This window comes from Marinobacter sp. W-8, assembly GCF_044342215.1.
Classification (GTDB): Bacteria; Pseudomonadota; Gammaproteobacteria; order Pseudomonadales; family Oleiphilaceae; genus Marinobacter; species Marinobacter nauticus.
The window spans coordinates 809,931-827,968 of the sequence record NZ_CP172297.1 but is presented as its reverse complement, the minus strand read 5'-3'; the positions used below and the strand labels follow the sequence as shown (position 1 = coordinate 827,968).

Annotated in this window: 16 protein-coding genes and 1 pseudogene; 5 read left to right on the top strand and 12 right to left on the bottom strand. The window is 59.0% G+C overall.

Going from position 1 to position 18,038, the window contains the following annotated elements:
• Positions 1-37 precede the first annotated feature (37 nt).
• Positions 38-2,164, bottom strand: coding sequence for a methyl-accepting chemotaxis protein (locus ACF8YQ_RS03780; protein WP_396622625.1), 2,127 nt, complete (start codon positions 2,162-2,164; stop codon positions 38-40).
• Positions 2,165-2,222: 58 nt separating this feature from the next.
• Between ACF8YQ_RS03780 and ACF8YQ_RS03775 the strand changes: the two genes are divergently transcribed.
• Positions 2,223-2,648, top strand: coding sequence for a YqaA family protein (locus tag ACF8YQ_RS03775; protein ID WP_226597617.1), 426 nt, complete (start codon positions 2,223-2,225; stop codon positions 2,646-2,648).
• Here ACF8YQ_RS03775 and ACF8YQ_RS03770 read toward each other — a convergent pair.
• A pseudogene (locus tag ACF8YQ_RS03770) lies at positions 2,645-3,736 on the bottom strand (ABC1 kinase family protein); the annotation flags it as partial. The gene ACF8YQ_RS03775 and the pseudogene ACF8YQ_RS03770 sit on opposite strands and share 4 nt — an antisense overlap.
• Before the next feature lie 568 nt (positions 3,737-4,304).
• Here ACF8YQ_RS03770 and ACF8YQ_RS03765 point away from each other — a divergent pair.
• Positions 4,305-5,399 (top strand): GGDEF domain-containing protein, encoded by a 1,095-nt coding sequence (locus ACF8YQ_RS03765; protein ID WP_396622624.1) that lies wholly within the window; start codon positions 4,305-4,307, stop codon positions 5,397-5,399.
• Here the strand turns inward: ACF8YQ_RS03765 and lipB are convergent.
• The 10 genes from lipB to ACF8YQ_RS03715 all read right to left on the bottom strand — a co-directional run bounded on the left by lipB (position 5,387) and on the right by ACF8YQ_RS03715 (position 14,435).
• Complete coding sequence (lipB, locus tag ACF8YQ_RS03760; RefSeq protein WP_014420669.1) at positions 5,387-6,025, bottom strand: lipoyl(octanoyl) transferase LipB; 639 nt, start codon at positions 6,023-6,025, stop codon at positions 5,387-5,389. The genes ACF8YQ_RS03765 and lipB overlap by 13 nt on opposite strands.
• Before the next feature lie 2 nt (positions 6,026-6,027).
• Entirely contained in the window at positions 6,028-6,306 is a 279-nt protein-coding gene (locus ACF8YQ_RS03755; protein ID WP_370228928.1) for a YbeD family protein, read from the bottom strand.
• A gap of 32 nt (positions 6,307-6,338) precedes the next feature.
• On the bottom strand, positions 6,339-7,502 hold the full coding sequence (locus ACF8YQ_RS03750; RefSeq protein WP_396622623.1) for a D-alanyl-D-alanine carboxypeptidase family protein: 1,164 nt from the start codon (positions 7,500-7,502) through the stop codon (positions 6,339-6,341).
• Positions 7,503-7,559: 57 nt separating this feature from the next.
• Positions 7,560-8,447 carry a septal ring lytic transglycosylase RlpA family protein gene (locus tag ACF8YQ_RS03745; protein ID WP_011785870.1) on the bottom strand — a complete coding sequence of 296 codons (888 nt, stop codon included), beginning with the start codon at positions 8,445-8,447 and terminating at the stop codon, positions 7,560-7,562.
• Positions 8,448-8,557: 110 nt separating this feature from the next.
• On the bottom strand, positions 8,558-9,700 hold the full coding sequence (gene rodA / locus ACF8YQ_RS03740) for a rod shape-determining protein RodA (RefSeq protein WP_396622622.1): 1,143 nt from the start codon (positions 9,698-9,700) through the stop codon (positions 8,558-8,560).
• Positions 9,700-11,598, bottom strand: coding sequence for a penicillin-binding protein 2 (gene mrdA / locus ACF8YQ_RS03735; protein ID WP_396622621.1), 1,899 nt, complete (start codon positions 11,596-11,598; stop codon positions 9,700-9,702). Before mrdA ends, rodA begins: the two co-directional genes overlap by 1 nt.
• An 8-nt stretch (positions 11,599-11,606) precedes the next feature.
• Positions 11,607-12,077 carry a 23S rRNA (pseudouridine(1915)-N(3))-methyltransferase RlmH gene (rlmH, locus tag ACF8YQ_RS03730; RefSeq protein WP_113879826.1) on the bottom strand — a complete coding sequence of 157 codons (471 nt, stop codon included), beginning with the start codon at positions 12,075-12,077 and terminating at the stop codon, positions 11,607-11,609.
• A gap of 2 nt (positions 12,078-12,079) precedes the next feature.
• A complete protein-coding gene (gene rsfS / locus ACF8YQ_RS03725; RefSeq protein WP_011785874.1) occupies positions 12,080-12,430 on the bottom strand; it encodes a ribosome silencing factor in 351 nt (116 codons plus the stop codon).
• Positions 12,431-12,523: 93 nt separating this feature from the next.
• Positions 12,524-13,174, bottom strand: coding sequence for a nicotinate-nucleotide adenylyltransferase (gene nadD, locus ACF8YQ_RS03720; RefSeq protein WP_396622620.1), 651 nt, complete (start codon positions 13,172-13,174; stop codon positions 12,524-12,526).
• Positions 13,175-13,178: 4 nt separating this feature from the next.
• A complete protein-coding gene (locus ACF8YQ_RS03715; RefSeq protein WP_396622619.1) occupies positions 13,179-14,435 on the bottom strand; it encodes a glutamate-5-semialdehyde dehydrogenase in 1,257 nt (418 codons plus the stop codon).
• A 136-nt stretch (positions 14,436-14,571) separates the two neighbouring features.
• On the opposite strand from ACF8YQ_RS03715, the gene ACF8YQ_RS03710 reads away from it, so the two are divergent.
• From ACF8YQ_RS03710 to ACF8YQ_RS03700, 3 genes are read left to right on the top strand one after another with little or no spacing between them, the layout of a single operon-like run.
• Positions 14,572-15,594, top strand: a complete 1,023-nt coding sequence (locus tag ACF8YQ_RS03710) for a GGDEF domain-containing protein (RefSeq protein ID WP_396622618.1) — start codon at positions 14,572-14,574, stop codon at positions 15,592-15,594.
• Entirely contained in the window at positions 15,591-16,589 is a 999-nt protein-coding gene (locus ACF8YQ_RS03705) for a GGDEF domain-containing protein (RefSeq protein WP_396622617.1), read from the top strand. Before ACF8YQ_RS03710 ends, ACF8YQ_RS03705 begins: the two co-directional genes overlap by 4 nt.
• A complete protein-coding gene (locus tag ACF8YQ_RS03700) occupies positions 16,586-18,037 on the top strand; it encodes a bifunctional DedA family/phosphatase PAP2 family protein (RefSeq protein WP_396622616.1) in 1,452 nt (483 codons plus the stop codon). Before ACF8YQ_RS03705 ends, ACF8YQ_RS03700 begins: the two co-directional genes overlap by 4 nt.
• Position 18,038: the final 1 nt, after the last annotated feature.

Sequence of the window (18,038 nt, the reverse complement as noted above, 5' to 3'; positions counted from 1 at the left end):
GCTGACGATACCGATATCGCCCGAAGAAGGGCCAGCCTCAGGTTTTCAGGCGGCCCAGTTCGCGATCCAGCACCTGAACCTGGCCATCGAGCGCTTCGCCACTCTGACGGACCCGCTGCGCCAACTCCCTCAGATCGTTGGCTGCGTCGCCGATGTGGGTCAGGTTCCGGTTAATTTCCTCGCTCACCGAACTCTGCTCCTCAGCGGCGGTGGCCACCTGGGTGACATGTTCAACAATCGTGGCGATACGCTCTACCACTGTGGCCAGCGAGTGACTGGCTTCCCGGGTTCCCTCTACCGCGCTGGTGGCTCGCTCCACCCCGGTTCCAATGACCGTTACCGCACCGTCCACGTCGCCTTTCAGGCGCTCAATCATGCCACTGATCTCGTCCGTGGATTCGCGGGTTCGGGACGCCAGCGTGCGCACTTCATCGGCTACCACCGCAAAGCCACGCCCCTGCTCTCCGGCCCGTGCAGCCTCGATAGCGGCATTCAGTGCCAGCAGATTGGTCTGCTCAGCAATGCCACGGATTACTTCCAGAATCCGGTTAATTTCCTCACTACGCTGGGCCACGTGACCAATAGCCGAGCTGGCCTGATCCATATCGCCGGCCAGTGCATCCACGCCCCGCAACGCCGTACCCAGAGTATCCTGGGTAAATTTAATGCCATCCCGCGCAGCCCGGGCATTATCCGCTGCCTCGCCAGCAAAGCCGGCCACTTCCCCCGCCGCCGCCGACATTTCATTCATGGCGGTCACCACACTGTCGATATCCTGATGCTGGCGGGCTGTCTGTTCATCGGTATCCCGTGCAATGGCGCCCACATCCGAAGCCTGCCCCCGCACCTGGGCATTCACATCTTTAAGGTCGTTGATCATTTCCCTCAGGCGGGCCAGGAAGGCATTAAAGCCGCCAGCAAGGTCAATCAGCTCGGCATGAGTGTCAATATCCAGTTCACGGGTAAGATCGCCCTCGGCACTGGCCAGATTGCGCATGCGCTTCCGGATTTCGTCCAGCGGCCGGGTAACCGAACGCACCAGCAACACCAATACGGCAATCGCAAGCACGACCACCACAATGCCCACCACGGTTTGGCGGGTGGCCGTGCTGGTTACTTCGTCTGACAGCAACGCCGTTATTTCATTCACACTGGCCAGGGCGATATCGCGCGGCAATTCAATCAACAGCGACCATTCAGCGCCCGGTAACGCGACCTTGACGGGATACGACACGGCGAGAATCTCACCGTTGTCGAAGCTGCCTCCGTTGCGGTGCAACGCCGTAAATTCGCCAGCCAGATCCGGCAGTGCTTCCCGCAGTGGCCGGCCCAGATGCTCCTGATAATGACTCGAAGCAGCAATCAGGCCTTTCTCGCTCAGCAATGTGACCCGTGACTGGCCGTCAAAGAGTTCCTCGCTGACGCGGGCAATGGTCGACTGCAGTGTCGACAGGTTGATGTCGGAACCGACCACCCCGGCAAACTCGCCGTCACTGATCACCGGCACCACCAGGCTGGTCATCAGCTCGGAGTAGCCCTCTTCAATCTCATAGTCGTAGGGCTCCATCAGGCAGGGCTTCCGAGAATCGCGGGAACACAAATACCACTCGGCTTCACGAATGCCGAACTCATTCCGATTGTCCAGGTATTTGGTCGCAGGGTCTTCGGTTCTGCTGAATACCACATTGCCGGCCCGGTCCCGATAGTAGTAGATCTCCAGCGTACCCTCATCACTGCTGTGTTCTTCCACGCCGCCGGTAAAGTAGATGTCCTGACCGTCGTAACCATCCGGCTCAAACTGAGCGTAGATCGAGCTCAGGTGGGACTGCTCTTCAAGAACGGTGCCAATAGTTTCCTGCAGATCCCGCCGGCTGATCCGTCCCGAACTGTCCGCTTCGATATTTCGGGTAATCAGGCTCCGAACTACTTCAGGCGTCTGGTAGGCGGTTTCGAATACCCCGGTCACCAGCTCACCGTATTTCCCTGCGGTAGCGCTAAGCTGATCCATGACGATACTTTGTACCGTGCCCCGGGTTTCCCGGGTCAGCCGTTCCTCCATGGAACTGAGGGAAAGCTGGGCGGTGATGACAATACTCACCCCCATGGTCAGCAGCAGTGCAATCACCAGGGCGTAGAGTTTTACGCGCAGAGAGAGTTGTTTCATGTACATCGAAACCTTTTTCTGTGAGGCTTAACCAACATCCTAGAGCATGGAGGCGTTTTTGGCCTACCTGACCCTGTTCCTGACATCTTTTGCCGCGGCAACGCTACTGCCTGCGTATTCGGAAATACTGCTTGGCACTCTGGTCAGTCAGAATTACCCGCTGTTCTGGTTGTGGCTATGGGCAACCATGGGTAATACCCTGGGGTCAGTGGTTAATGGGCTTATCGGCCGGCAAGTGGATCGCTTTAAGCACAAACGCTGGTTTCCCGTCAGTGAACTGCAATTACACAAGGCGCGAAACCGGTTCAATCGCTATGGGCAGTGGTCGCTGCTGCTGGGCTGGCTACCCATCGGCGGCGATGCGCTGACCCTGGTGGGCGGCATTATGCGGGTCCCCTGGCTGAATTTCATTGTCCTGGTGGGGATCGGCAAGGGGATTCGCTATGCCTTTGTCATCTGGGTAGTGCTGACCGCGTCTGGTTAAACGCCGGCGTCGTCATAGAGGTATTTTCTCAACAGATCCTCGCCGTTGAACTCGGAGTGCAACACCGCGATAAACGTGTAGACCCCGATCAGCTTTCGATTGAGGAACACAAACTCCTTGGGAGGCACCCGAAAATACCGGCTGATAGCCGACCGCGCCGCCTGCTTGGCCACTCTCGAAGGCAAATCGCTCTGCTTCCAGCGATACTGGCCATGACTGTTAACGGCATAATCCGGCCACTGGCTGCGGTCCTTCGCCAGGGGTTCCAGTACTGACATACAGACCTTGCCAAACTTGTCCAACACTTCCGCCGGCCAGTCCCGGCTCATGAATCTGAGCTCGATCCCACCCACAATAACCTGCTCCAGATCCTCCTCGTAGGAGGCCTTGATCATCTGGATCACCGGCTCCAGAAAGTCGGACGAGTAACTCTGCACGGCACCAAAATCCAGCAGGACAATCCGGTCCGTTTCCGAATCGTCGCCCTGCTCGCCGGCGATCCGAATCCGGTAGTTACCGAAATTCGGGTCTGTCTGTATCTCGCCCCATTCGAATAATTCCCGGAAGAACAGCTCCAGAGCCGCTTGCCCCAGGCCACTGCGTCGCTCCAATGACAGCTCCCGAACCGCCACCGAACTGACGGAATGGCCGTGTTCATAGGTCGAGGCAATAATATGATTGGTTGAATACTCAGGCAGCACTCTGGGCACCACAAAGCGTGCATCATGGCTGAGCATCTGGCGAAATTTTTCGGTGGTACGGGCCTCAAGCCGGTAATCCACCTCCCGGTGCATCATTTCCCGAACTTCTTCCAGCCAGTCGTTGAACTCAGGGCCGAAGCTGACCAGTCGCGCCACTTTGAGCAGGTGAGCTACAGCGTTCAGATCACTGTCCACGGCATCGGCAACACCGGGGTACTGCACTTTGAGCACCAGCTCCAACCCGTCGCTACGGCGCACGGCACGGTGAACCTGGCCAAGTGAGGCGGCTCCAATAGGCTCAGGATCAATGTCGAGTTCCGAAAGCCGGCTCACCCCCAGCTCGGCTTTGAGCACCCGCTCGATGGCCGGCCATTCCAGGGAGGTGGTCTGGTCTTCCAGGGTGTGCAGCGCTTCGGTTACTTCCTCCGGAAGAAAGTGCTCACCGTACAGCGCCATGACCTGGCCGATCTTGACCACACTGCCCTTGAGCCGGCCAAGTTCGTCCACCAGAAAACGGGCCTGGCTGGACAACATGGCCCGATGCCTCTGTTCCCGGGTTTCCTTGCTGCTGAACCAGTTGGTCGCCATATGGGACGCCATGCGCGTGCCTGCGAACAACCCCGCTCGGGTCAGCGACAACCTGCGTTCAAAGCTGCCGGTCTTGATTCGGGAGACGGATTTTCCGGGTCGGCTGGACGACATGAAAGACCTGTTTCTGTCAGGAAATGTGAATGCCTGCGATGCATCTGACCATTATACGGATCTGAGCGGGCAACTACCTAACCCAGTCGTCGCTCTGGCGCTGCCCCTGCAGCCAATGTGTATAAAGTTCGACCAATTTAAAAGAGATCGTGACGTTGATTACGTTTTGACACAGTCACAGTTCACAAAGCGGTCTAGTATTGGCTGGCAGGGTTTCTGTGATATTTATCAACTACAACAACATCACGCACACATGAATCAGCCCGCTTCAAGAACGCCAGACGCCGAACTGTCCCAGTTTCGCGTTAAAGGCGAAATACCGGTACCGGCCCTGATCAACGGCCTCACCTGTGCGGCAGCGCCGTTGCTTGTGTTTTTTGCCTGGCGCTCGTCCGGCCACGGGGACCCGTTAACTTCAAAGCTGCTGCTGGCCTTCGCCGCCCTTCTGGCCATTAATGCGATCGTCTTTCTGAGCCTGGGCCACAAAACCCTCCAGCGCCGGGCATTCATTACCCTGATTATCGCTCTGTTTACCTACCTGGCCATTCAGGCGGTTGAAGACGGGTCGGCCATCATCTGGCTGTTCGCCTATCCCCCCATAATCTTCTACATCAGTGAAGCCAGAGTCGGCATACTGGCCTGTGTGGGCGGATGGCTGGCCGTATTATTTCTGTTCAGTCCGTTGGGGGATATGGTTTTTGACTCGCCCTACAGTACCAGCTTCCGGCTTTCCATGATCATCGTGCTGGCTTTCGAAATGGCCACTTGCTACATCCTCGACCAGAGCCGGCGGCGGAGCAAGCTAGGCTTGATCCGGCTGGCCGCAGAATTCGAGTACGCCGCCAAGCACGACGCGCTCACCAGCCTGGCCAATCGCCGCGAAGGTTTGGAACAACTGGAAACAGAGTATCAGCGCTACCTGCGTAACGGTCGCAGCTTCTCGGTTCTGCTGATGGATATCGACCTGTTCAAGAATGTAAACGACAGCTACGGTCACCAGGCGGGCGACGACATGATCGTGTTAGTTGCCCGCACCGTGACCGGCCAGAGCCGCAAGGTGGACACCATCGCCCGCTGGGGCGGAGAAGAGTTTCTGGTACTACTCCCCGAAACCGCCCTGACCGAAGCCGCCGCTACGGCAGAGCGAATCCGTTCAGCCGTGGCGAGCCAGGCCATTGACTGCGCGGGCAAGCGAGTGACCGCCACCATCAGCATCGGCGTGGCCTGTATACAGGGGTCGGAGTCGATCGATCGCCTGCTGCAACGGGCCGATGAGGCGCTGTATCAGGCCAAGACGCTGGGGAGAAATCGCGTGTGTCAGGCTACTGAGGCGCTTCACCAGCCCTGACGTTGCTCCACCTGACAATGGCCCAGGCCTTCGACCAGCTCGCTCACCAGCCGGCGTTCCAGGTCATAGACCGAGGCTCCGGCCTCAAAATCACTGACTTGGCACATGGACATACCCGCGTAGCCACAAGGGTTGATTCGGGAGAAGGGTTCCATGTCCATGTTCACATTCAAAGCCAGGCCATGGAAGGAGCAGCCCCGGCGGACCCTCAAACCCAAGGACGCAATCTTGGCGCCGTTCACATAGACACCCGGCGCGTCTGACCGCGGTGCTGCTTCAATGCCGCCTTGGGCCAGGGTACGGACAATCGCTTGTTCAATAGCACTGACCAGGTTACGCACCCCGAGTTTACGCCGGGTCAGATCAATCAGCAGGTAGATCACCAGCTGCCCGGGGCCGTGGTAGGTCACCTGGCCACCTCGATCCACCTGAATCACCGGAATGTCTCCTGGCAGAAGGATATGCTCGGCTTTACCCGCCTGCCCCTGGGTAAACACCCGGGGATGCTCCAGGCACCAGAGCTCATCCACGGTGGCCTCGTCCCGGTTGGCGGTGAACGATTTCATCGCTTCCCAGGTTTCCATGTAGGGCTGCTGCCCCAGTGACCGCACGATGAGGTCAGCCACGGTTACAACACCATGTGAACGCGGCCACTGGCCTTGAGCTCTTCAAACAGTGCTTTGAGCTGATCTTCACCGGTCGCCACAATTTTCAGCTGAACCGAAGAAAACCGGCCTTTGCTGCTGTCGTTCACCGAGATGTCCGCTTCAGACAGTCCCGGGGCATGCTGCTCAACGACCTCCACCACAAATTCGGTGAAATCGGGCGCGGCATTGCCAATCACCTTGATGACATAGTCACAGGGAAACTCGATTTTTGGTGCTTTCGGCTCAGTCATGCCGCACATTACTCCCGGCTAAGGCAAACAGCGCCTCAACCTCAGTTAAACAGTTGAACAAAAAACAGCTTGATGGCATCCCAGATGCGCTTGAACAAACCGCCTTCCGGCACTTCGGTGAGCGCCAACACAGGCTCATCCACCACGGTTTCACCGCCCAGAACAACACGAACGCGGCCCAGCTCATCTCCCACTTTAATGGGCGCTTTTATGACGGAATCAAGGTCGACCACCGATTCCAGTTGCTCGCGGGAGCCACGGGGAATGGTGACATAGATATCCTCCGGCATGCCTACCGACACCTCATCCGCCTGACCGCCCCACACTCTGGACGCCATCAGCTCCTGACCGGCACGGAATAGCCGCTCGGTTTCAAAGTAGCGGAAGCCGTAGTTGAGCATTTTCTGCACTTCCTGGGCCCGGGCCTCAGAGCTGCTGGTTCCCATAACCGTAGCAATCAGCCGGGTCTCACCCCGCTTGGCCGATGCCACCAGGCAATAACCGGCCTCTTCCGTGTGCCCGGTTTTCAAACCATCAACGCTGTCATCCCGCCACAGCAGGCTGTTTCGGTTGGGCTGACGAATATTGTTGTAGGTGAAGTGCTTCTGCGCATACAGCGGGTAGTTTTCCGGATAGTCCTGGATAATATGCCGTGCCAGGACCGCAAGATCGTAGGCGGTTGAGAAATGGTCTGCGGAGGGCAGGCCAGTGGCGTTCTCGAAGTGGGTATCTTTCATGCCCAGCAGTTGCGCCTGCTGGTTCATGATGTCCACGAAAGCCCCTTCACTGCCGGCCACAAACTCGGCCAACGCCACAGACGCATCGTTGCCAGACTGGATAATCACACCCTTGAGCAGATCCTCAACCGAAACCGAAGTGCCTTCCTGCACAAAGGTTCGGGAACCTTCGGTACGCCAGGCTTTGACACTGATCGGCACCATATCCGACATGGAGATACGGCCTTCATCCAGCTCGCGCTCGACAATATAGGCCGTCATCATTTTGGTCAGACTCGCCGGTGGCAAACGCTCATTGCTATTGTGCTCCATGATCACACGACCACTGAGCGGATCCATCAATACCCAGGAGCTACCGGCAATCTGCGGCGGAGACGGAATCAGTACCGCCTGCGCCGAGGCCTGCCCGCTCATCAGCAGCAGGGAGAAAACCAGAAACAGGGTTCGAGTTACAGTCTTGAAAGCCATGGATAGTTTCATTCGTCGTCAGATGCTTGTCTTATGTTGGTTCTGAACTCAGTCGGTTCAGTGCGAATCGGTCAGTACAATAGACTGCCGGAACCCTCTGGATTCCAGAAGGTTCTGAGCGTAGCGCGCGTCGCCCTCGCTCTTGAATGGCCCCACCTGAACCCGATGGAACCGGCCATTATCAGTGGTGATCTCCCGGACCCTCACAGGATTATCCAGCACTCCCAGCAGACGCTCGCGCATGGCCTCAGCCGGATCCCGCTGACTGAATGCGCCGAGCTGGACAAACAGCCCCTCACCGGCGGCCAGCTCTGTTGTTCCGGAAGCCTGTGAGGCAACCACCGGAGCCTGGCCAGCGGCATCAAACGGCTTGCCAGCCAGAAACATGGCGCCGTCCGGACGCACCGTAATAGCGGCCACTTCGACCCTGGCAGTACCACGGGATTGATAGCCGAGCTTCTTGGCAGCGGCATAGGACAGATCGATCAGGCGATCCCCGTGGAAGGGGCCGCGATCGTTCACACGGACAATCACCGAACGGCCGTTATCGAGATTGGTCACTCGCGCGTAACCCGGAATCCGAAGGGATTTGTGTGCCGCCGACATGGCATACATGTCGAACACCTCACCGTTGGAGGTCTTGTGGCCGTGAAATTTCTCGCCATACCAGCTCGCGGTGCCGCGCTGCACGTAGCCGTCGTTACTGTCCATCACATGATAGCGCTTGCCCCAGACCGTATAGGGCGACTTGTTGCCAGCCGTCCGTGGCTGCTCATAACGGGGTGTGGCATCGGCCAGGCCACTGGCGTCAAAGCTGCCCGAAGGAGCCCGATCCTGCTTAATGGTGTAGCGTGACGAGTGGTCAACTTCAGGACTGCTGGCACAGCCGGCCAGCAAGGCAGCTAAAGCCAGTGCGGGGATCCGTTTGTCAGAGACCTTGACCATGTCTGTTCACTACCCCAAAACCTGTGTATTGATACCGCCATTACTGACCAGCAACATTGTAACGGGTTCCCTTGTGTATACACCATTACCGGGCAGCCATCATTACTGGTTCAGGCGGTGATCATCCGGCGATGGGTGTGAATCGACATCAGCACGCCGAACGCCGCCATCAAAGTGACACTTGAGGTGCCGCCATAGCTGATCAACGGCAAAGGCACACCGACCACTGGCAACAGGCCGCTCACCATTCCGATGTTGACGAAGATATAGATAAAGAACGTCATCGTCAGCGCTCCGGCCACCAACCGGCTGAAGGAGTCCTGGGCGGTAACCGAGATATAGAGACAACGCAGGATAATCAGGAAGTACACCGTCAACAGCAGCAACATACCGATAAAACCGAACTCCTCTGCCAGCACCGCGACAATAAAGTCGGTGTGGCTTTCCGGCAAAAACTCCAGGTGTGACTGGGTGCCTTGCAACCAGCCCTTGCCCTCCATACCGCCGGAACCGATCGCGGTTTTCGACTGGATAATATTCCAGCCGGCTCCGAGTGGATCGCTCTGAGGGTCCAACAGCGTCAATACCCGCTGCTTCTGGTATTCCCGCATGACGAAGAACCACATCAGGGGGGCAGAAACCGAGACCATGGCGAGGAACGCGGCAATCAACTTCCAGCTGATACCGGCAAAAAACACCACGAAAATGCCGGCCATGCCGACCAGCAGAGAGGTACCGAGATCCGGTTGCTGGATGATCAGGAACATCGGCAGCAGAACGATCACCAGCCCCGTCATCACCTTCGGGAAGGTCGGCGGCAGGTAATAGCGAGAGAGATACCAGGCCGCCATCATCGGCACCACCAGCTTCATGAACTCGGAAGGCTGAAACCGGGGTAGCCCCGGCAGTGCCAGCCAGCGCTGCGCCCCTTTCGCACCAACACCCACCAGCAACACGGCGACCAGCCCGATCAGCCCCAAGCCGTAGAGCCAGGGCGCCCATCGGCGAAAGACCGCCGGGTCCAACTGAGCGAATACGAACATCACCACAAAGGCAACGCCCAGGCGAATACCCTGTGCCTTGACCACATCAATATTCCGGTCAGCACCACTGTAAAGCACAAAAAGGCCGCCACCGACGAGCAACAACAGAAGCCCCAGGAGAATCGGGTCCAGATGCAACGCTGACCAGATACTGCGGTTGCGCCCCAGATCGCTGCTAGTCTGACTGCTCCACAATTTGCTGCCGGCCATCAGTTGTCTCCCCCGGCCGCGCTGGAATCGCTGATTACAGGTTCCGCCTGCTCCGCCGGAAACTCCTCCAGCCAGGCATCAAACAAGGCGCGGGCAACCGGAGCCGCGGCGCCGCTGCCACTGCCACCATTTTCAACGATAACCGCCACTGCGATCTTGGGGTCATCCGCTGGCGCAAACCCGACAAACAGCGCGTGGTCCCGAAGCCGTTCCCTTATCTGCTCTTCGTCGTACTCCTCATCCTGACCAAGACTGAATACCTGGGCCGTGCCGGTTTTACCGGCCATTCGGTAGCTTGCGCCTCGACCAGCGCTTCGACCCGTCCCCCGGGCACCATGCATCACTTCTTCCATGGTATCGACGACATATTCCCAATCGTCAGGATCCTTCAGTTCAAGCTGTTCATGCGTCTGCTCCGGCAGGAACTCCTCCACTGGACTGTCGCCGTGAACATCCTTAAGCAACCTGGGCTCAACCCAGGCTCCGCGATTGGCAATCAATGCTGTAGCCGTTGCCAGTTGCATGGGCGTTGCCAGCAAAAAACCCTGCCCAATGCTCATGTTGACTGAGTCTCCGGGATACCAGGGTTCATTTCTCACGGCCCTTTTCCAGTCTGCGGTCGGCAACAACCCGGTCAAAGCACCGGACACATCCAGGGTGGCATCCTCACCAAAGCCGAACCGGGCCAGATAGGAAGACATGACATCCACCCCCATATCAACGCCCACTGCGTAAAAGTAAACATCATTGGATCTCGCCATCGAGTACTTCAGATCCACCCAGCCATCACCAGAGCGATTCCAGTTCCGAAAGCGCCTCCCGCCCTCACGCAACTGGAAGTATCCCGGGTCCCAGATTCTACGGTCTTTATCCGTTGCTCCGCTGTCCAGCGCAGCAACAGCCATCATGGGCTTGATGGTCGACGCAGGGGGGTACTGGCCCCGGAGCGCCCTGTTAAACAATGGCTTATCGATACTCTGACTCAATTCGCGATAATCATTGACGCTGATACCGGTCACAAACTTATTGGCATCAAAACCGGGCACACTGGCAAGCGCCAGAATCCCGCCGGTCTTGGGCTCGATAGCAATGATCGCACCTCGCCTGCCCTCCATCAGCTCATGCGCCCGACGCTGGAGCCGCAAATCAAGATGGAGCTGGAGGTCTTCGCCCGGAACAGGATTTACTCGCTCAAGCACCCGCAAGATCCGGCCACGGGCGTTGGTTTCTACATGCTGGTAGCCCACCTGACCGTGAAGCGCCTCCTCGTAGAAACGCTCAATCCCGGATTTGCCGATGTAGTTGGTCCCCGCGTAATTGACCGGATCGATACGCTGAAGTTCGTCGCGATTGATACGGCCGACAAACCCCAGGGCATGGGCGGTCAGCTCGCTATGGGGATAGTAGCGAACCAGTTCGGCCTCAACTTCCACCCCGGGAAACTGATGCCGGTGCACTGCCATGCGGGCAATTTCGGCTTCGTCGAGATCGTAACTCAGGGGGATCGCCTGGAACGGACGTCGCGGCTCCCGCAGTCGGCGCTGGAATCGTTCCAGATCTTCATCGGCAATACTCAGGATGTCGCTCAGGCGCGCCAGGGTTGCATCCATGTCGCCAACGCGCTCCGGCACCACCGTCAGGCTGAATACCGGGCGATTCTCCGCCAGCAAAATGTTATTCCGGTCGTACACCAGACCTCGGGGTGGCGGTACCGACTGTACCTGAACCCGGTTTTTGTCAGACAGTGTGGTATATATCTCGTGCTCAACGATCTGTAACTGGTACATCCGCGCCAGCAACCCGGTCATCAGCACCAGGACGAATACCAGCATCACCATGGCCCGGCGCTGGAACAGCCGGCGCTCCGCTGCGGTATTTTTCAGTTCGCCCCAGACCATGTCTGTTCCTAGGCCCGGTGGTAAGGGTGGTTACGGGTGATGGTCCAGGCCCGGTAGAGTTGCTCAGCCAAGAGGATTCTCACCAGAGGGTGGGGCAAGGTAAGAGGCGACAGTGACCATTGCTGATCCGCCCGCTGCCGACAGGCATCCGCCAGGCCGTCAGGGCCGCCGACCAGAAAAGCGACATCCCGGCCGTCCTGTTGCCAGTTTTCCAGCTGTGAGGCGAGTTTTTCCGTTGACCAGGGGCGCCCACCCACCTCCAGAGCCACCACGCGGTCACGGGTGCCTGCCGCAGACAGGATAGCGTCGCTTTCCCGCTGCATCAGTCGGGAGATGTCGGGATTTTTGCCCCGGTGGGCCATGGGGATTTCTGTCAGTTCAAGGGGCAACTCGGGCGGCATCCGGCGAGCGTAGTCGTTGTACCCCGCAGTGACCCAGTCGGGCATTTTCTGCCCCACACAGATCAGACGCAGGCGCATGACTACTCGCTGCCCGCAGCACCGAGATCCGGAGCATCACGCCAGAAGCGCTCCAGATCGTAGAACTCCCGGGTAGCAGGCATCATCACGTGAACAACCACGTCACCCAGATCAACCAGGATCCAGTCACTGCCGCCTTCACCTTCAACGTTGGATGCACGTACACCCTGCTCTTTGGCCTCGATCACCACCGAATCCGCGAGGGATTTTACATGTCGGTTGGAGGTACCGGATGCCAGAACCATAAAATCGGTCACGCTGGTGCGGTCGCGAACATCAATCACACTGATGTCCTGAGCCTTGATATTTTCCAGTGCGTTAACGACCAGATCTTTCAGTTGTTCAGCCTGCATAATTACCCTGTAGTACGGGTACTGGCCGGTATGGCCACCCGATCAATGATATTCAGACGCGATTGTAGCATCAAAGACGCCTGTGAATAACTCCTATTGGCCTTCAACGGGCCGGGCACCGTAGAGCCCCCAGGCGCGGATACTCTGGCAGACGTCATCCGGGGTGAGGTAGCGTGGCGACCGACCCGCCGCGATACGCCGTCGAATACCAGTGGCGGAAATGTCCAGCAACGGCGGCGCCAGCTCCAGTACCAGGCCCGCCGGCCGCGAATGCAGCTCCGACGCTGAACCCACACAGCGCTCTGCTACCAGCTGCGCTGCCTCGCTGCCCACCGGCAGTTCCGAGCCGGGGCGGCGCACCACCACGATATGGGCAAGCCCGGGGATCTCCTGCCACTCGCGCCAGCGGTCAAACGATGAGAAAGCGTCGGTACCGACCACCATCACCAGAGGACAATCCGGCCCCAGCTCGGCCCGAAGCTGGCGCAATGTATCGGCAGTGTATGAGGCTCCGCCCCGGTGCACCTCCTGTTCGTCCAGCACCAGCGCGGGTTCGCCGGCGATGGCCTGCCGGATCATCTCCAGACGCTGCGCCGAACTGGCTCCGGTGCTACCCCGATGCGGCGGGATATGGCTGGGCACCAGGTGCACCTGGCTCACCTCAAGCGCCTCGGATACTTCCAGTGCCAGTCGGAGGTGACCGTGGTGAATCGGGTCAAAGGTGCCGCCGTAGATCACATGCATGGTGTCAGGTCCGGATATGGCCGTCACCGAACACCACGTACTTCTGTGAGGTAAGCCCTTCCAGACCGACCGGCCCACGGGCATGGATCTTATCGGTGGAAATACCAATCTCAGCGCCCAGGCCATACTCGAAGCCATCGGCAAATCGGGTTGAGGCATTGACCATAACAGAACTGGAATCCACCTCCGTCAGGAACCGACGGGCACGGGTGTAGTTTTCGGTGATAATGCTGTCGGTGTGCTGGGAGCTGTAGCGATTGATGTGCTCAATGGCACCATCCAGTCCGTCAACGACCTTCACCGCCAGAATGGGGGCAAGGTATTCCGCGTGCCAGTCTTCCTCGGTGGCTTCGACAATATCTCCGAGAATGGCACAGGTGCGCGGGCACCCCCGCAACTCCACGGTTTTGCTTCGAAACTGTTCCGCCAGCAGCGGCAACAAGTCCTCCGCCACCTCGTCATCAACCAGCAGGGTTTCCATGGTATTGCAGGTCCCGTAACGCTGGGTTTTGGCATTAACCGCTACCTTCAGCGCCTTCTCCGGGTCGGCATGGCTGTCGATGTAAACATGACACACACCATCCAGATGCTTGATTACCGGCACACGGGCGTCCCGACTGATACGCTCGATCAGGCCCTTACCGCCGCGAGGAACAATCACGTCCACGAACTGAGGCATGGTAATCAGCTCACCCACAGCGGCCCTGTCGGTAGTGCTGACCACCTGGACTGCAGTTTCCGGCAACCCCGCCTCGCTCAGACCCTGTTTGAGACAACGGGCAATGGCCTGGTTGGAGTGAATCGCCTCGGAGCCGCCGCGCAGAATGGTTGCGTTGCCGGATTTCAGGCACAGGCTGGCAGCCTCGACCGTGACATTGGGCCGGGACTCGTAAATGATACCGATCACCCCCAGCGGAACCCGCATCTTGCCTACCTGAATACCCGACGGGCGATACGTCATATCAGTAATCACACCCACAGGGTCCGGCAGCGCAGCCACCTGTCGCAAACCCTCAATCATGGCATTGATGCGCTGAGAGGTAAGTTCCAGGCGATCCAGCATGGCACTATCGAGTCCATTTTCCCGGCCACGCTCCAGATCCTTGCTGTTAGCCGTGGCAAGCTCGGATCGGGCGGCGTCCAGGGCATCGGCGGTGGCCAGAAGTGCCTGATTCCGCACCGCCGTGGAAGACCGGCCGACTTCCCGGGAAGCGGCCCTGGCCTGCTGGCCGAGTTCCGTCATGTAGGCTGCTACATCCATTGATTTACCCTTAATTCTGCAAGCTGATTCCAAAACGGGAGGGTTACTTTACCTTTCCCGTTTCAAGTCCGCACCCCAAACGACTATTATAGCGCTGCACAGGTTCAAATGGATGCGCCAGCAAAGGACAGACTCAATGCCCCAAACCGCCGAAAAATTTCTTCCCGGCAAGTTTTCCCGCAGCGGGTTTATTGCCTTTGGCCTGACCACCGGGCTCTGTCTGTTCATGGGAGAGCTGCTGGCGGCCGTGGCGGCCGCAGCTGCAGCAGGTCTTTGCCTGGCGGGCACCCATCAGGGCAAAGGGCATCAAAATGCCCCCTGGCCGCAATTGCGGGCATTTTTTCTGATTGCCCTGGTCCTGGCTCTGGTATCGGCCATCTGGCTTGGCCCCTGGCCACTCAGCCACTGGCTCTATGCCCTGCCGCTGGTACTGTTTGCCATGGCACCGGTCTACCTGGCCGCCATTGTCACCGTCATCTTCATTTTCCTAGTGCTGGCCGGTACCCAATGGGCAGTAGCCCTCCCGGACCGGCACCAGATGATGACTGCGCTGGTACTGACCACGCTCCTGGGTGCAATTCTGGTGTTCATGCGCGAGTACAAATCCCGGCAGCTTGCCCCCTTACGACGTACCGATGAGCTCACCCAGGCCGCCAGCCGGGAATACCTGTCAGCAGACCTGCATAAGGAGATACAACGCAGCGAGCGGGAAGGCACCAACATGTCGGTGATGATGATCGGGCTGGATACTCACCTGAGCGACGTCGATCCGGATGAAGACATTCGCGCGATTCTGCCGCGCATCGGTCGCTACCTGCACTCCCAGCTCCGGGATTTCGACACCTACTACCGGGTGGCTGATCTGCAGTTTCTGGTGATTCTCCCGGGCGCCAATACCGCCGAGGCAGCTCGCACCGCAGAACAGGTTCGCCGTGGCCTGTGCACGTTGATGGATTCTCACGGCCTGAAACTTACAGTCAGTACCGGCGTGGCCGGGCTCAACATCGGCGACGATGCCGACAGCCTGCAACAGAGCGTTGCCAACGCCCTGCGACGGGCCCAACAGCAGGGCGGAAACCGAACCCAGACATACAGTAACCCGGTGCCTCCAGAGGCCAGCGTGCCGGCTGAACCTTCCGGCCGGGAGGCAGCGCAATGACCGAGACACGCCTCCGAACCTGGACCCACGCCTTTGGCTACGGCCTGGCAGCGCTGTTCACCGCCGCGCTGGCGTTGCAGAACCTGCGCTACGGCTTCTACCAGCTGTTCTATCTGGCCCTGGCCATGACCGCCCTGCTGGTTGCCGGCCTGGTCTATACCTGGCTATGCCGTCGCCAGCAACTTTCCGCACCGGGTCACCTGGTCATTCTCGCCGGCCTCAACAGTGGTCTGGTTGCTGCGGTACTGACCATGGATGCCCCCGGCATCAGCCACTGGGCCATGCCTTTGTTATCGCTGAACCTGCTGATTCTGCCCCTGCGGCACGGACTGATGCTCTCGGGAATGCTGCTGGTGCCGGTGCTGATTGTCACCTGGCTCTCAGCATCCGTAGACACTGCCCTGTTGACGACAGCCGGCCTGCTGGCATTACTGGCGGTGACCGCCCTGTATATCTGGCACTACGACCATATGGCGCAATCAGCCCAGGACCTCGCCATTACTGACACCGCCACCGGAGCCCATAACGCCCGTTTTCTGGATGAGACACTGCAGAAGGAGATCAGTCGCGCCATTGCCACCGGGCATCCATTGTCGGTGGTCAGCCTGAACATCGACCATGCCGACGAAATTCGTGACCTGCACGGCAAGGCCGGCCTGCAGACTCTGCTGCGCGACGTCACCGGCACCCTGTTTGAAATCATCCGGGCCGGGGATTCGCTCTACAGCATCAACGGCTCAGAGTTTTTTCTGATTCTGCCGTTTACGCCGGAGGAAGGGGTCCGCGTAATCGCAGAGCGCATTCGCAGAACCCTCAGCGAACACGACTGGGCCCAGGTTGGCAAGATCTCGGTCAGCCTCGGCTGCACCACCCGGGGCAACGGTGACACCAGCACCCACTCACTGCGTGACCGCGCCGTCACCGCCATGCTCGAAGCCAGGAAGCGGGGCGCGGATTCTGCCTGGTTCAGCCCGGGAGAGCCCGTCCAGGCATGACCTCAAACTGGCTCACCGACGTTACGTCCTGGGTAGCAGTCAATCCGGGCTGGCTGATTGCCGCCCTGTTCCTGACCGCGCTGATAGAATCTCTGGCCATTGCCGGCATCATCGTGCCCGGGGTGGCTTTACTGTTCGCGTTTGCCGCCCTTGCCGGCAAGAGCGGATTGCCCCTGTCAGACGCCCTGCTGTGGGCCGGCCTTGGCGCCGTGGCCGGGGACGCCATCAGCTTCGCCATCGGCCGCCTGTTCAAGGGGCGCCTGAATACCGTCTGGCCATTCAGTCGATACCCGGGCCTCATTGCCCGTGGTGAGAGCTTCTTTCGCGCCCATGGGGGAAAAAGCGTGGTCATTGGCCGGTTCGTGGGGCCGATACGCCCCGTGATTCCCCTGATTGCCGGTGCGCTGACCATGTCCTGGCGGCGCTTTCTCACCTTCAACCTGCTATCAGCCGCGGGTTGGGCGCTGGTTTATATTCTCCCGGGATTTTTCGTAGGCTCGGCCCTGGGCAATGAGATCAAACCACCGCCTCATTTCTATCTGGTGCTTGCCGTCAGTGGCGCCGCGCTGGTGGTTGTCTATCTGATTGTACTGAGGGTTCGGCTCGGCGTTGGTGAAGGGAGCTGGCTCTATCAATGGCTGGAATCCCGGATGAGTCAATACGATGCGACACACCGGTTCTGGCGTCTATACAGCAGTGAACGGCCGGCTCAGCAGGGGGAGTTTCCTCTGCCGTCACTGCTACTGACGGCAACCTCCCTCGCATTATTTCTGGGGCTGGCACAGTTGGTCGGAGTCAGTGATGAACTGGCCTTTATGAACCAGCAGGTGCTGCAGTGGTTCAGTGCTCTGCGCCAACCCCTTCTGGATTTTCCCATGGTGGCGTTCACACTGCTGGGAGATCCCCCGGTCCTGTTCGCCGCCGCCGTACTGACCGTTCTTTTACTGGCATTCAGGGGCTACTACGCAGCGGCTATTCATATTGCCAGTGCCGCAGCCATCACCGCGATCAGTGTCTGGCTGCTGAAAGCGGGTATCGGTATCAGCCGACCAGATCAGGTGCTCTCGGCACCAAGCTCCGGCGCTTACCCCAGCGGGCATACGGCCGGAATGACCGTACTGGTCACGCTAGCGGCCAGCTTCGTCGCGGGCGAAAACCGGAAACACCAGCGCTGGCAGCATTACCTGTTTCTGTCACTGCCATTGCTGCCGGTGGCCCTGAGCCGGCTTTATCTTGGCGTGCACTGGTTCACGGATGTACTTGGCGGCTTGTTCCTGGGGCTGGCGATCACCGGAGCGACGCGGGCCAGTTACAGTCGATATGACAGGGTGGCGCTGAGCCCGGACAGCTTGACCTGGGCCATCGGTGTCGGTTGGCTGGCATTCGTGGCCATGTACATGATGTGGAACTGGGAAACCGCCATGGTGAGTTACGCACCCCAGCCCTGAC

Excerpts from the sequence above, each read along its gene's own strand:
- ACF8YQ_RS03700 (WP_396622616.1), top strand. The coding sequence starts at position 16,586 with ATGACCTCAAACTGGCTCACCGACGTTACGTCCTGGGTAGCAGTCAAT.
- rsfS (WP_011785874.1), bottom strand. The coding sequence starts at position 12,430 with ATGCAGGCTGAACAACTGAAAGATCTGGTCGTTAACGCACTGGAAAAT.
- ACF8YQ_RS03710 (WP_396622618.1), top strand. The coding sequence starts at position 14,572 with ATGCCCCAAACCGCCGAAAAATTTCTTCCCGGCAAGTTTTCCCGCAGC.
- ACF8YQ_RS03705 (WP_396622617.1), top strand. The coding sequence starts at position 15,591 with ATGACCGAGACACGCCTCCGAACCTGGACCCACGCCTTTGGCTACGGC.
- ACF8YQ_RS03715 (WP_396622619.1), bottom strand. The coding sequence starts at position 14,435 with ATGGATGTAGCAGCCTACATGACGGAACTCGGCCAGCAGGCCAGGGCC.
- rodA (WP_396622622.1), bottom strand. The coding sequence starts at position 9,700 with ATGGCCGGCAGCAAATTGTGGAGCAGTCAGACTAGCAGCGATCTGGGG.
- ACF8YQ_RS03765 (WP_396622624.1), top strand. The coding sequence starts at position 4,305 with ATGAATCAGCCCGCTTCAAGAACGCCAGACGCCGAACTGTCCCAGTTT.
- nadD (WP_396622620.1), bottom strand. The coding sequence starts at position 13,174 with ATGCATGTGATCTACGGCGGCACCTTTGACCCGATTCACCACGGTCAC.
- ACF8YQ_RS03780 (WP_396622625.1), bottom strand. The coding sequence starts at position 2,164 with ATGAAACAACTCTCTCTGCGCGTAAAACTCTACGCCCTGGTGATTGCA.
- ACF8YQ_RS03750 (WP_396622623.1), bottom strand. The coding sequence starts at position 7,502 with ATGGCTTTCAAGACTGTAACTCGAACCCTGTTTCTGGTTTTCTCCCTG.
- mrdA (WP_396622621.1), bottom strand. The coding sequence starts at position 11,598 with ATGGTCTGGGGCGAACTGAAAAATACCGCAGCGGAGCGCCGGCTGTTC.
- rlmH (WP_113879826.1), bottom strand. The coding sequence starts at position 12,077 with ATGCGCCTGCGTCTGATCTGTGTGGGGCAGAAAATGCCCGACTGGGTC.
- ACF8YQ_RS03755 (WP_370228928.1), bottom strand. The coding sequence starts at position 6,306 with ATGTGCGGCATGACTGAGCCGAAAGCACCAAAAATCGAGTTTCCCTGT.
- ACF8YQ_RS03745 (WP_011785870.1), bottom strand. The coding sequence starts at position 8,447 with ATGGTCAAGGTCTCTGACAAACGGATCCCCGCACTGGCTTTAGCTGCC.